Origin of the sequence: Arboricoccus pini (assembly GCF_900187945.1) — a bacterium.
Classification (GTDB): Bacteria; Pseudomonadota; Alphaproteobacteria; order Geminicoccales; family Geminicoccaceae; genus Arboricoccus; species Arboricoccus pini.
This window is the reverse complement of the sequence record NZ_FYEH01000011.1, coordinates 88,179-100,716: the sequence shown is the minus strand read 5'-3', so window position 1 is coordinate 100,716 and position 12,538 is coordinate 88,179. Positions and strand designations below refer to the sequence as shown.

The 12,538-nt window shown below is 64.7% G+C and carries 12 protein-coding genes; 8 read left to right on the top strand and 4 right to left on the bottom strand.

Going from position 1 to position 12,538, the window contains the following annotated elements; genetic code table 11:
* Positions 1 to 12 precede the first annotated feature (12 nt).
* Positions 13 to 1,077 (bottom strand): alkene reductase, encoded by a 1,065-nt coding sequence (locus tag CFB17_RS14540; protein ID WP_088562339.1) that lies wholly within the window; start codon positions 1,075 to 1,077, stop codon positions 13 to 15.
* Between the two features lie 198 nt (positions 1,078 to 1,275).
* Between CFB17_RS14540 and CFB17_RS14535 the strand changes: the two genes are divergently transcribed.
* From CFB17_RS14535 to gndA, 3 genes are all read left to right on the top strand, one after another.
* Positions 1,276 to 2,286, top strand: a complete 1,011-nt coding sequence (locus CFB17_RS14535; protein WP_088562338.1) for an LLM class flavin-dependent oxidoreductase — start codon at positions 1,276 to 1,278, stop codon at positions 2,284 to 2,286.
* Positions 2,287 to 2,655: 369 nt separating this feature from the next.
* Positions 2,656 to 3,426 (top strand): trans-aconitate 2-methyltransferase, encoded by a 771-nt coding sequence (gene tam, locus CFB17_RS14530; RefSeq protein ID WP_088562288.1) that lies wholly within the window; start codon positions 2,656 to 2,658, stop codon positions 3,424 to 3,426.
* Between the two features lie 161 nt (positions 3,427 to 3,587).
* Positions 3,588 to 5,018 carry an NADP-dependent phosphogluconate dehydrogenase gene (gene gndA, locus CFB17_RS14525; protein ID WP_243389896.1) on the top strand — a complete coding sequence of 477 codons (1,431 nt, stop codon included), beginning with the start codon at positions 3,588 to 3,590 and terminating at the stop codon, positions 5,016 to 5,018.
* Between the two features lie 103 nt (positions 5,019 to 5,121).
* Here gndA and CFB17_RS14520 read toward each other — a convergent pair whose 3' ends face one another.
* Complete coding sequence (locus tag CFB17_RS14520; RefSeq protein ID WP_088562286.1) at positions 5,122 to 5,784, bottom strand: flavin reductase family protein; 663 nt, start codon at positions 5,782 to 5,784, stop codon at positions 5,122 to 5,124.
* 352 nt (positions 5,785 to 6,136) lie between these two features.
* On the opposite strand from CFB17_RS14520, the gene CFB17_RS14515 reads away from it, so the two are divergent.
* The 5 genes from CFB17_RS14515 (at position 6,137) to ssuD (ending at position 10,449) form a co-directional block, all read left to right on the top strand.
* Positions 6,137 to 6,754 (top strand): TetR/AcrR family transcriptional regulator, encoded by a 618-nt coding sequence (locus tag CFB17_RS14515; protein WP_088562285.1) that lies wholly within the window; start codon positions 6,137 to 6,139, stop codon positions 6,752 to 6,754.
* Between the two features lie 81 nt (positions 6,755 to 6,835).
* Entirely contained in the window at positions 6,836 to 7,240 is a 405-nt protein-coding gene (locus CFB17_RS14510; RefSeq protein ID WP_088562284.1) for a DUF2852 domain-containing protein, read from the top strand.
* A 115-nt stretch (positions 7,241 to 7,355) separates the two neighbouring features.
* The gene (gene ltnD, locus CFB17_RS14505) at positions 7,356 to 8,321 is read left to right on the top strand and encodes an L-threonate dehydrogenase (protein WP_322112143.1); all 966 of its coding nucleotides are present in this window, start codon (positions 7,356 to 7,358) and stop codon (positions 8,319 to 8,321) included.
* A gap of 34 nt (positions 8,322 to 8,355) precedes the next feature.
* Positions 8,356 to 9,138 carry a 2-oxo-tetronate isomerase gene (otnI, locus tag CFB17_RS14500; RefSeq protein ID WP_088562283.1) on the top strand — a complete coding sequence of 261 codons (783 nt, stop codon included), beginning with the start codon at positions 8,356 to 8,358 and terminating at the stop codon, positions 9,136 to 9,138.
* A 135-nt stretch (positions 9,139 to 9,273) separates the two neighbouring features.
* Complete coding sequence (ssuD, locus tag CFB17_RS14495) at positions 9,274 to 10,449, top strand: FMNH2-dependent alkanesulfonate monooxygenase (RefSeq protein WP_088562282.1); 1,176 nt, start codon at positions 9,274 to 9,276, stop codon at positions 10,447 to 10,449.
* 107 nt (positions 10,450 to 10,556) lie between these two features.
* On the opposite strand, the gene cobM is transcribed toward ssuD, so the two are convergent.
* Positions 10,557 to 11,318: a precorrin-4 C(11)-methyltransferase gene (cobM, locus tag CFB17_RS14490; RefSeq protein ID WP_088562281.1), complete on the bottom strand. Its 762-nt coding sequence runs from the start codon at positions 11,316 to 11,318 to the stop codon at positions 10,557 to 10,559.
* The gene (gene cbiE / locus CFB17_RS14485; protein ID WP_088562280.1) at positions 11,315 to 12,532 is read right to left on the bottom strand and encodes a precorrin-6y C5,15-methyltransferase (decarboxylating) subunit CbiE; all 1,218 of its coding nucleotides are present in this window, start codon (positions 12,530 to 12,532) and stop codon (positions 11,315 to 11,317) included. The genes cobM and cbiE overlap by 4 nt, the downstream gene beginning before the upstream one ends.
* Between the last annotated feature and the right edge of the window lie 6 nt (positions 12,533 to 12,538).

Genomic DNA, 12,538 nt, shown 5'->3' with positions numbered 1-12,538 from the left:
TTTGCCCTAGCCTCAGGCGGCGACGGGCAGGCTTGGATAGTCTATATAGCCGATTTTGTCGTGGCTGTAGAAGGTGGTGGGATCGGGCGTATTCAAAGGAGCGCGCTGGGCGAAGCGGGCCACGAGGTCGGGATTGGCGATGAAGAGCTTGCCGAACGCGACGGCATCGGCGTCGCCACGCGCGAGGCTCGCCTGCGCCGCTTCGAAGGTGAAGCTTTCATTGGCGATATAGGGCCCGCCGAAGATCCGCTTCAGCTTTGGCCCGAGGCTGTCCGGCCCCTCCGCTTCGCGCGCGCAGATGAAGGCGATCTTCCGCTGCTTGAGCTGCTCGGCCACGTAGCCGAATGTGCCCTCAGGATTGGAATCGCTCATGTCATGGCTGTCGCGACGCGGCGCCAAATGCATGCCGACGCGACCAGCACCCCAGACGTCGATCGCCGCGTCCGTGACTTCGAGCATCAGCCGGGCCCGATTCTCAATCGGGCCTCCATAGGCATCGGTTCGCTTGTTTGTTCCGTCCTGCAGGAACTGGTCCAGTAGATAACCATTGGCACCGTGGATCTCCACGCCGTCGAAGCCCGCCCGCTTGGCGTTGTTGGCGCCCTGCTTGTAGGCGGCGACGATGCCTGGAATTTCGTGGCTCTCAAGCGCGCGGGGCGTCACGTATTCCTTTTGTGGTCGCACTAGGCTCACGGTCCCGGCCGGGCGGATGGCGCTGGGCGCCACCGGCGATTCGCCGTTCAAGTAGATCGGATCGGAAATGCGGCCCACATGCCAGAGCTGCATGAAGATCCTGCCGCCGGCCGCGTGGACGGCCTGCGTGATCGCCTTCCAGCCCTCGACCTGGGCGTCGCTCCAGATGCCGGGCACGCGTGGATAGCCAATACCCTGGGGGGTCACGGGCGTGGCTTCGGTCAGAATGAGACCAGCGCTGGCGCGCTGGCAGTAATACTCGACCATGAGGGGCGTCGGCACATGGACCGTATCGTCGGACCGCAGGCGCGTCAGCGGAGCCATGACGATACGGTTTGGAATCTCAAGGTCACCGAGGCGAAGAGGATCGAAAAGGCTGGGCATGCTGCGGTCTCGTTCAAGGTAATGATGGACCGGCAATTGACGCCGGATCATTTTCGTCGATGTTCGACGTTTATCGAACTTATGGTGCCCCTGGGCCGACCGCAAGAGTTGAACGACAATTGAAGCAGGCCGCGGTCGAGCCATATGCGGCAAAAGGCCATGGTGCCCGCGGGCGGTGCACCCAACCGGACAGATTTTATGATCCCTCTCTCGGTTCTCGATCTCTCATTCGTCCCGGAGGGTCACTCCCCCGGCGATGCGCTGCGGCATTCGCTGGATCTGGCCCAGCATGCCGAGCGATGGGGCTATCATCGATACTGGGTGGCCGAGCATCATAACATGCCGGGCATTGCCAGCGCCGCCACCTCGGTCGTGATCGGCTATATCGCCGGTGGGACCAAAACGATCCGCGTCGGTGCCGGTGGCATCATGCTGCCCAACCACGCGCCCATGCTCATTGCCGAGCAGTTCGGTACGCTCGAAACTCTGTATCCGGGGCGGATCGATCTCGGCCTCGGCCGGGCGCCCGGCACCGATCAGGCCACGTTGCGCGCCCTCAGGCGCGATCCCAACTCGGCCGACAGCTTTCCTCACGACGTCCAGGAGCTCCAGGCCTTTCTAGCACCGGTGCAACCCGGCCAGCGAATCCAGGCCGTGCCGGGCGGCGGCCTCAATGTGCCGATCTGGATCCTGGGCTCCAGCCATTACGGCGCCCAGCTCGCAGCCGCTCTCGGCCTGCCCTACGCCTTTGCCTCGCATTTCGCACCCGACGCCCTCGCGACCGCTCTGGCCCTCTATCGCCAGCGTTTCCAGCCGAGCGAGCAGCTGGCGCGCCCGCATGTGATGGCGGGCGTCAACATCGTGGCCGCCGATACCGACGAGGAAGCGCGCTTTCTCTTCACGACGATACAGCAGGCCTTTACGAACCTGCATCGCGGTCGGCCCGGCAAATATCCGCCACCGATCAAGGACATCGAGACATATTGGTCGCCCTCGGAGAAGCTGCGGGCCTCGCACATGCTGACATACGCAATCGTCGGCTCGCCCAAAACAGTGCGGGAAGGACTGGAGCATTTCATCGCCGAGACGGGCGCCGACGAGTTGATGATCGTCTCGGCGATTTACGATCACGCCGCCCGCCTGCGCTCCTATGAGATCGTCAGCGAGATCGGCGCCAGCAGCAAGATGGTGGCTCCGGGCTCGTCTTGAGGGCCAGACACCAGGGAGCCTGACATCGGCCCTTGTCGCGAGCGCGTCGCTGCGCTCCGGCAGCGTCGATCAGCCAGCTTTCAATCTTTGTGCAGCATTGGAAACGTCGGTCCAATTTCTCAGATAGAAATCCTCAATCTGCTTCGGCCAAGTTGCAATCGAGCCGCATCGGCCTTGTGCACCTGCAAGTATTCAGCAAATGGAGGGAGGCGGCCGACTCTGCCGCTAAGGAGCGGCTATGGACGCAGTCGGGATTGCGGAACCCCAAAAGGGGGGCCGAGGGTTGATCGCCCCGGGTGGCAGCGCATATCGCCGTTTTCCGGGCAAAAAACTCCAAATCCGATAAGTCCAACCGCAGGGATCATCGCCATGGCTGACTGGAATCCAGAGCTTTATGCTCGTTTCGAGCGTGAGCGGACCCGGCCGGCGCAAGACCTGCTGGCCGCCGTGCCGCTAGACGACGCAGCGTTCGTCGTCGACCTCGGCTGTGGTCCCGGCAACTCGACGGAACTTCTGCAAAATCGCTATCCAACGGCCACTATCCTTGGTGTCGACAGCTCGCCCGCCATGCTGGAAAAAGCTGCCCGCCGGCTTCCCGGCGCCAGCTTCGAGCGGGCGGACATGCTGACCTGGGAGACGAGCCGGCCGGTGAGCCTGATCTTTGCCAACGCCTCCTTGCAATGGGTGCCCGGGCATGAGGCACTCCTGCCGCGTCTCCTCTCGATGCTGGCACCGGGCGGCGTCCTGGCTTTCCAGGTGCCCGATAATCGCGACGAGCCCACCCACCGGCTGATGCGTGAGACGGCGGACGAGCCGCGTTTTGCGGCCCGGATCGGCGAGGAAGCGCATGCGAGGCTGCAAATCCTAAGGCCTGACGACTATTACGACCTCATGGCGCCGCGGGCCGAGGCGGTCGATGTGTGGCGGACCATCTATCACCATCAGATGGCGGATGCCTCGGCGATCGTCGACTGGGTCAGCGCCACTGGTCTGCGGCCCTATCTCGAGCCGCTGGACGACGACGGGCGCGCAGCGTTCCGTCAGGCCTATCAACAGCGCATCGACAAGGCCTACCCATCTCGTACCGATGGCCGTCGCCTCATGCCCTTCCCTCGTCTTTTCGCCGTCGCCTCAATCTAAGAGCTATGCCGCTCTTGCATGACCATGTTGGACAAAAAGACGCAGTCACGCCTTGGCCCGGACGCCGGCATTTGCCATCATCGGGGTACGTAGGAGGCCGCATAGGGTGGGACTCCGCGGACGCGTCTCTGGGCATTGGCCCGGGTGAAAGGGGAAGCTGCGTGGCTGAGAAGAACGATTTGGGCGTTTTTGGATTGGCGGTAATGGGGGCGAACCTGGCCCGCAATGCCGCCCGCAAGGGGTTTAAGGTCAGCGTATACAACAGGCGCAGCGAACGGACCGAGAAACTTCTGGCCGAGCATGGTGACGAGGGCGTCCTGCAGGGATCGACCGATCTTGAGGCGTTCGTCCAGTCGATCGCGAGGCCGCGCCCGATCGTCATCATGGTGAAGGCCGGCAAGCCGGTCGATGAGGTCATGGAGGAACTTATCCCTTATCTCGATGAGGGCGACATCCTGATCGATGCCGGAAATTCGCTTTTCACCGACACGGAACGGCGCAGCGCCGAAATGGCGCAAAAGGGCCTTCGGTTCTTCGGCATGGGCGTGTCCGGCGGCGAGGAAGGCGCGCTGCTCGGCCCCTCGATCATGCCGTCCGGCGACAAGGATGCCTGGGCGCGCATCGAGCCCTTCGTCATGAAGATGGCTGCACAGGTCGATGGCGAGCCTTGCGCTGCCTATATCGGCCCGGGCGGCTCCGGCCACTACGTCAAGATGGTGCATAACGGCATCGAATATGCCGACATGCAGCTCATCGCCGAGGCCTACGACATCATGCGTGGCGTGCATGGCATTAGTGCCGGCGAGATCGCGGAAATTTTCAAAGGATGGCAGAAGGGCCCGCTCGATTCCTACCTGATCGACATTACGGTCGAGGTCCTGAGCAAGGTCGATACCAAGAGCAACAAGCCACTCGTCGACATGATCGTCGACGAGGCGGAGCAGAAGGGTACGGGTCGCTGGACCGCTCAGTCGGCTCTTGAGCTCGGCGTGCCGATCACCGCCATCACCGAGGCCGTTTATGCCCGCGGGCTCTCGTCCAGGCGCTCGCAGCGCGACGAGGCATCGAGGCTCTTCAAGGTCGAGACGAAGCCGCCCTTCAAAGCCAGTGCCGCCGAACTGGCCGATCTTCACGCGGCACTCTATGCCTCAAAGATCGTTGCTTACGCCCAGGGCTTCGAGCAGTTGGCGGTCGCGTCCAATACCTATGGTTGGGATCTCGATCTCGGCACGCTCGCCAAGATCTGGCGCGGCGGGTGCATCATCCGGGCGGCCTTCCTCGATCGCATCCGCGAGATGTATGCTAAGGAAGCCCCTGCCAACATGCTCTTTGGTCCGTATTTCGCCGACGCCATGCAGGAGAGCCTGTCCGCATGGCGTCGTACCGTCGCACGCGCCATCGAGAGCGGCACGCCGGTACCTGCCTTCTCGTCCTGCCTTGCCTATTTCGACGGGCTTCGCCGCGCGCGGGGGCCGGCCAATCTTCTGCAGGGCCTGCGCGACTATTTCGGCGCCCACACCTATCGCCGGCTGGACAAGGAGGGCAGCTTCCACACCCGCTGGTCGCAGGACGGCAGCGAAATCGACGCCTGATCCTTGGCTCAAGCAGCGCGCGGTAGCCGCGGAGACCGCTCAAGCAGCGTCGCGCGCGGCTGCGCCCAGGTCCCGGCGTCAGCCGGGACAGGGTTGGTCCCGGTCAACGCCGTTCCTGGTTCTTGCCGGCTATCGCCGCCTCGACGTCGAGGCGGTCGAGCTCGAAATAATCGCGCGTGGTAGCGTAGCCGGCGCCGCCCATGCGACCGACCGCGTCCAATCGCCGTGGATCGATGTGAAAGCGTTCGTCCACCGCGTCCTCGTGCACGTGGATCGCCAGGATGCGGCCAAGCACGATGTTCTGCCCGGCACCGACCTCCAGTGTCGTGAAGCGCTCGCATTCGAGCGCCGCCGGCGCGGCAGCGATCCGAGGCGAGACCACCTTGCTGCCCGGGATCGTCTCTAGCCCCGCCTGATATAATTCCTCGACGCCGGCGGCGAAGGGAGCGGCCGTGATGTTCATCGCCTCGACCAGATCGTTGCCGACGATGTTGACGGTGAACTGGTGGGTCAGGTGGATGTTGCGCGCGGTATCTTTTAGCGTCTGGGCGACATCGCCCCGGGTGCCGATGCCGATCGCCAGAAGCGGCGGCTCGCTGGAAAGACAATTGAAGAAGCTGAAGGGGGCCGCATTGATATGGCCCTCCAGATCGACCGTCGTCACCCAGGCGATCGGGCGGGGCACGACGCTGCCGATCATGAGCTTATAGGCGTCGCGCGGAGGAAGTTCCGCCAGATCGAAGAAACGCGAGGCAAAAGAGGTCATGCGGCCTGGGTCCGGGTTGATATGCCTGGCCGCGCTGGCGCTGCGGGCGGGCTCTGGGTGTCACTGCGATCGCATATCGGCCGGGATCGACCGATGGGTAGGGAATGTGATGGCAAGGCTTCCCCTTCGCAATGTCGATACCAGTCTTGCCAGACCGCATCGGCCGGGCGGCGACGGTGATAAGGGCGTGACAGGGTTATCCACAAAACTGTGGAAAGTGCGTTGGATCATCTTGGTATAGGCCGGTGGTGATCAGATCTCTGCGTGACGCTAAGCGTCTGTTTCCGCCACGATATGGCGCCGCCCGCCGCGACCATGTAAGACCTCCTTACATTGAGCGGGCGGACCTTCCATGAGCAGGCGCGGTTATCATCACGGTAATTTGAAAGAAGCGCTGATCCGTGCCGCCCTCAACTTGATCAGCGAGAAAGGCCTCTCGGGTTTTACCTTCGCCGAGGCGGCGCGGACGGCGGGCGTCAGTCCGGCTGCCCCCTACCGGCATTTTCGCGATCGCGACGAGTTGTTGGCCGACGTGGCACGGCAGGGCTTCGAGCGCTTCGAGGCCATGCTGCATCTGGCCTGGAACAATGGCCGGCCCGACCCGATCGTGGCGCTCGGCAATATTGGCAAGGCCTATCTGGCCTTTGCCGCTACCGAGCCCGCTTATCACTCGGCCATGTTCGAATCGGGGCTCTCGCTCGAGGCGCATCCGGAACTGCGGCATGCGGGCGATAGAGCCTTTGCAATCCTCCGCCAGGCGGCCCAGCAGGTAGCCCTTCGCCTGCCGCCAGAGAGCCGGCCGCCCTCCCTGATGATGGCTTTGCATCTCTGGTCGCTCTCGCACGGCATCGCCGCTCTCTTCAGCCGTGGCGACGCTGCGAGGCGCAGCCTGCCCATGGCCCCGGAGGACCTCCTCGAAGCCGGGCTGCTGATCTATCTTCAAGGATTGGGCCTGACGCCCGGCCCCTAGGGCCACAAAGCCGGTTGACAAAGGCTGTGTCAGGCCCAATCTATGTAAATGTAATTAACATTCACTTCAGGAGGCCCCTTGATGGGCATCGCGGCGAAACTGGATGGTGTGGGTAAGCCTGCCTGGCTTGCGCTCATCGTGCTGTCCTTCATGGCATGGTGGCCTCTGGGTGTGGCAACGGCGGCTTACGTCATTGGGAGTGGGCGAATGGGCAGTAGGATGTGTGGACGCTTCGGGCGTTGGTTCAAGGATGCGGACAATGTGGCCGAGCGGGCGATGAGCGGGCTCGGTCGCGGCTTCAAGGCCTCGAGCGGCAATAGCGCCTTTGACGAGTATCGCACCGACACGCTGCGTCGCCTCGAGGAGGAGGAGCGCGAGTTCAAGACCTTCCTCTCCAGATTGCGCATGGCCAAGGACAAGGCCGAGTTCGACCAGTTCATGGCGGATCGTCGCAACGGCCCGGGCAACCTCACCAACCCCGCCTAATGCGACCCGTTCCGTTGCTGGCTGACCAAGGGCATCGACCTCCGGGTCGGTGCCCTTGGCGTTAGGCCACAGCCCTTGCCGCTGCCACAGGAGACGCCTAAGCCTCGATCAAACGATAAGGGAGGCTAGTACCGATGCCGATATTGCAAGCACGCGGTGCAAAGGCGTGAACAAGACGGCGACGGCATCGCAGGTGGCCGTGATCGGTCTGGGCTCGATGGGCGGCGGTATGGCCCGTGCACTCCTGGCGGCGGGCTTCAGGGTCAAGGGCTTCGACGTCAACCCGACCAATCTGGAGGCTTTCGCGGCGGCAGGCGGTACCGTGGCCGCAAGTGCGGCGCTGGCGGTCCAGGACACGCCGATCCTCGTCTCGGTGGTTGTCAATGCCCATCAGACCGAAAATGTCCTCTTCGGCGCCGAGGGCTGTCTTGCGGCCATGCCGGAGGAAAGCGTCGTCATTTCCTCCGCCACCATGGCGCCCGAGGCAGCGCGCGACCTCGCCCGCCGCGTCGAGGCGACCGGCCGGCATTATCTCGATGCGCCCATCAGCGGCGGCGCAACTCGGGCCGCCGAAGGGGCGCTCACCATCCTTGCCGCCGGCAGCAAGCGCGCCTTCACCATGGCCGGGCCCGCCATCGATGCCATGGCCGCCAAGGTCTATGAGCTGGGCGATGCCGCCGGCACGGGTGCGGCGTTCAAGATGATCAACCAGCTCCTGGCGGGCGTGCATATCGCCGCTGCCTGCGAAGCGATATCGTTCGCCGCCCGGCAAGGGCTCGACCTGGCCCGAGTATTCGAGGTGATCACGGGTTCGGCTGGCAACAGTTGGATGTTCGAGAACCGCATTCCGCACGTGCTGGAGGGTGACTATGCGCCCCGGAGCGCGATCGAGATCTTCACCAAGGATCTGGGCATCATCGCCGACATGGGCCGGAGTACGCAGTTCCCCACTCCCATGGCTGGAGCGGCCCTGCAGCTCTTCCTGATGACGGCCGCGGCTGGCATGGGCAAGGACGACGACGCCTCTGTTGCCCGGCTCTTCGCGCGAATTGCCGGGATAGACCTCCCGGGCCAAGTCTGAGCACCAACAGACCGAAAGAGCCTGAGGACCACCCATGCCGCGCTTTGCCGCCAATCTCTCGATGATGTTCAATGAATGGGACTTTCTCGACCGCTTCGCCGCCGCTGCCGATGCGGGCTTCGAGGCCGTCGAGTTTCTCTTTCCGTATGATTTCCCATCCCATCTGGTCGGCGAGCGGCTGCACCAAGCGGGCCTGACCCAGGCCCTCTTCAACCTGCCGCCCGGCGACTGGTCCAAAGGCGAGCGCGGCTTTGCCGCGATCCCGGCGCGGGCCAACGAGGTCGCCGGCGCCATCGCTCAAGCCCTCCCCTATGCCAAGGCCCTCGGCGCCAGCCGCGTCCACCTCATGGCGGGCCTGGCCGATTCCGCCGACCCCAAGGCGATAGAGGCCTATGGCCGGGCGGTCGCCAATGCCGCTGCCATGGTGGGCGAGCATGGCCTCGATCTGCTCATCGAGCCGATCAATCCGCGCGACATGCCGGGCTATTTCCTCGGCAGTGTTGACCGGGCAGCAGCCCTCATCGAGAAGCTGGCGATACCTAACCTCAAGCTGCAGTTCGACATCTATCATTGCCAGATCATCCACGGCGACGTGACGATGCGGCTACGCCGCTATCTGCCGCTGATCGGCCATGTCCAGATCGCCTCCGTGCCGTCCCGGCATGAGCCCGACGGCGAGGAGGTGAACTATCCCTTCTTTTTCGACGAGCTCGATCGCCTGGATTATCGCGGCTTTGTCGGCTGCGAGTACCGGCCGCGCGGCGCCACCCTCGACGGTCTCAGCTGGTTCGAGCCCTATCGCCCGACTGGCGACTAACCCCGCTTGCGGCTTCAACGAGGTGCCGGGCTTGACGATGCTTGTCTTGTCTACCAATTTCCTGGGTTGAATAGGAAATAAGCTGGCGTTTGTGTGAAATGATGTCGCGCCAGCCGAGGAGCGAATGACATGGGGATGGACGTGGCCGACGCCGAGGGAGCAACCGTCCTCTGGTTCCTGCCGACTCATGGCGATGGCCATTTTCTCGGCACCGCCGAAGGCAGCCGCGCCGTCGACCTGCCCTACCTGACACAGGTCGCCCAGGCGGCCGATAATCTGGGCTATTACGGCGTCCTCCTGCCGACCGGCCGCTCCTGTGAGGATAGCTGGATCGTGGCCTCGGCCATGGTGCCGCAGACGCGTCGTCTGCGCTTCCTCGTGGCCGTGCGCCCGGGGCTGCAGCCGCCTGCCCTGGCCGCCCGCATGACGGCGACGCTGGACCGGCTCTCGGGCGGTCGCCTCCTGATCAACGTCGTGACGGGCGGCGATCCGGTCGAGAACAAAGGCGATGGCATCTACCTGCCGCACAATGAACGCTACGAGGTGACCCGGGAATTCCTCACCGTCTATAAGCGCCTGCTGGCGGGCGAGACGGTCGACTTCACGGGCAAGCATCTGAAGCTAGAGGGTGCAAAGCTGATCTTTCCGCCCGTGCAGGAAAACGGTCCGCCGCTTTATTTCGGTGGTTCGTCGGCCGAGGGCATCGATGTCGCGGCCGAGACGGTCGACAAATATCTGACCTGGGGTGAGCCCGTGGCCCAGGTGGCCGAGAAGGTGAAGACGGTGCGGGCGGCGGCCGCCAGGACCGGGCGCAAGGTCAGCTTCGGCATCCGCCTGCATGTCATCGTCCGCCGCACCAACGCCGAGGCCTGGCGGGCGTCCGACGATCTCATCGCCCATATCGACGACGACACCATTGCCGCGGCCCAGAAGATCTTCGCCCGCATGGACAGCGAGGGGCAGCGCAGGATGCTGGCGCTTCACGGCGGCCGCCGCGATAAGCTTGAGGTAGCGCCGAACCTGTGGGCCGGCGTCGGCTTGGTGCGCGGCGGCGCCGGCACCGCTCTGGTCGGCGACGGCCCCACCGTGGCGGCCCGGATGCGCGAATACATGGATGTCGGCATCGATACCTTCATCCTCTCCGGCTACCCTCATCTGGAGGAAGCCTACCGTTTTGCCGAATACGCCATGCCGCATCTGCCGCTGGCACACCGTGACGAGGGCAGCCAGCCGCGCGGCGTCAATACGGGACCCTTCGGCGAGACGATCGCCAACGATATTCGCCCTGGTGGCGCGCTCAGTCAGTCCTAATCCGAGGCCGCCATATGCTCGTCGATAAGTTTAGCAAAAACATCCAACACGTTGATATAAATAACTCTTAACAGCTTATTCTATCCGTCGGTCGGGCCTGCGTGCGCCTAATCTCCGCGGCCGCGAAAGCGGCGCTGATAACCGGGGTCGTAGAGTGCGCTGTCCGGGTAGGCCTGCGCCTCGAGGCCAGGCCCGACCAGGATCAGCGCCGTCCGCTCCATGGGGGCCTCGGCGATGGCGGCGACGAGCCCGGCCAGCGTGCTGCGCACGATCCGCTCCTCCGGCCACGAGGCGCGCCAGACGACCGCCACCGGACAGTCCTGGCCATAGAAGGGCGAGAGCTCAGCCACAACGGTCGCGACCGCATGGATCGAGAGATGGATCGCCAGCGTCGCCCCGGTGCTGGCGAAGGCCGCCAGCGTCTCGCGCTCCGGCATGGCCGAGGCGCGCCCCGGCGTCCGGGTCAAGACCAGCGACTGCGCCAGGGAGGGGACGGTGAGTTCGCGCCCGAGGCTGGCAGCCGCCGCCGCGAAGGCCGGCACGCCTGGGGTCAAGGTATAGTCGATACCCAGGGCATCGAGCCGGCGAAGCTGCTCGTTCACAGCACTCCAGATCGAGAGATCGCCCGAATGCAGCCGCGCCACGTCCTGGCCCAGAGCGTGGGCGCGGACATATTCCGCCACGATCTCGTCCAGCGACAACGGTGCCGTATCGACCAGCCGAGCACCCTTTGGACAATGGCCCAGGATCTCTTTTGGGACGAGTGAGCCCGCATAAAGGCAGACCGGTGCGGCGCGCAGCAGCCGGACGGCCCGCAAGGTGATGAGGTCGGGTGCTCCCGGACCGGCGCCGATGAAATGAACCGTCATGCGCTTTCTCTCGACCGGATGAAGATCCATTGATGAACCGGCAGGGCGGGACGCAGGGCCTGGAACCTGCCGATGGGTGCTGCCGTCGCGATCGACAACGCGATGAGTTCGCCGCCAAGGACGCCATGGCGACGCGCCAGCTCCGCCTGCGCCTCAAGGGTGACGGCATTGACGACGAGTCTCCCACCGGCCGGCAGAGCCGCGAGCATGGCATCCAGGAGGCGGACATCGCTGCTGCCCCCACCCACGAAGATGGCATCCGGCGGCGCCAGGCCTGCGCACGCCTCGGGCGCCCGACCCTCGACCACCTGGAGCCCGGGCACGCCAAGCTCGCGGGCATTGAGGCCGATCCGGGCGGCCCTAGCCGGATCGGCCTCGATGGCGATGGCCCGATTGCTCGGATGGATCAGCATCCATTCGATGGCGACCGACCCCGATCCCGATCCGACATCCCAGAGCAGGCCGCCCGGCAGCGGTGCCAACGAGGAAAGTGTCACCGCACGGATCGGCCGCTTGGTGAGTTGTCCGTCATGGGCGAAGACGCTGTCGGGCAGGCCTGCGCGTGGCAGGATGCGCGCGCCCTGTTTCGCGGCAACGTCGACCGCCAGCGTGTTGAGATCGGTTATGGCCGCGACGTCGAAGTCGGCGGCGAGGCAGGACCTGATCCGCTCCGCCGGGCCGCCCAGCGATTCCAGGATCGTCAGCCGCGAGGCGCCAAAGCCGCGCTCATCCATGAGGGCGGCAAGCTTTCCGGGCGTACCGCCATCCCAGCTCAAGGCCAGAATGCGGGCGCCTGGATACAGATGGGGAAGGATCGCTTCCAGCGGGCGCCCATGCAGGCTGAGGCACTGACAATCCTGGAGCGGCCAGCCCAGCCGGTTCGCTGCGAGAGAAAAGGCGGAAGGGGCCGGAAGGCTCAAGATCTCCTCGGCCGGGACATGTCGCGCCAGCGTGGCGCCGATGCCCCAGCAGAAAGGATCGCCGCTGGCGAGGACGAGAGTCGGCTCTCCGCGCCGCGCCAGCAGCGTCGGAATGGCGGCGGTCAACGGGCTTGGCCAGGGATGACAGATGGCCGGATGCGGGCCCAGAAGTGCCAGATGCCGGCGGCCACCCATGATAAAAGGCGCAGCCTGGATGGCTGCGCGCGCGACAGCGCTAAGGCCAGCCAGCCCGTCCTCGCCGATGCCGACAATGGTTAGCCAAGGCCGACTCATGACCGC

Coding starts and splice junctions, on each gene's coding strand:
- CFB17_RS14540 (WP_088562339.1), bottom strand. CDS start 1,077: ATGCCCAGCCTTTTCGATCCTCTTCGCCTCGGTGACCTTGAGATTCCA.
- CFB17_RS14535 (WP_088562338.1), top strand. CDS start 1,276: ATGATCCCTCTCTCGGTTCTCGATCTCTCATTCGTCCCGGAGGGTCAC.
- tam (WP_088562288.1), top strand. CDS start 2,656: ATGGCTGACTGGAATCCAGAGCTTTATGCTCGTTTCGAGCGTGAGCGG.
- CFB17_RS14520 (WP_088562286.1), bottom strand. CDS start 5,784: ATGACCTCTTTTGCCTCGCGTTTCTTCGATCTGGCGGAACTTCCTCCG.
- CFB17_RS14515 (WP_088562285.1), top strand. CDS start 6,137: ATGAGCAGGCGCGGTTATCATCACGGTAATTTGAAAGAAGCGCTGATC.
- CFB17_RS14510 (WP_088562284.1), top strand. CDS start 6,836: ATGGGCATCGCGGCGAAACTGGATGGTGTGGGTAAGCCTGCCTGGCTT.
- otnI (WP_088562283.1), top strand. CDS start 8,356: ATGCCGCGCTTTGCCGCCAATCTCTCGATGATGTTCAATGAATGGGAC.
- ssuD (WP_088562282.1), top strand. CDS start 9,274: ATGGACGTGGCCGACGCCGAGGGAGCAACCGTCCTCTGGTTCCTGCCG.
- cobM (WP_088562281.1), bottom strand. CDS start 11,318: ATGACGGTTCATTTCATCGGCGCCGGTCCGGGAGCACCCGACCTCATC.
- cbiE (WP_088562280.1), bottom strand. CDS start 12,532: ATGAGTCGGCCTTGGCTAACCATTGTCGGCATCGGCGAGGACGGGCTG.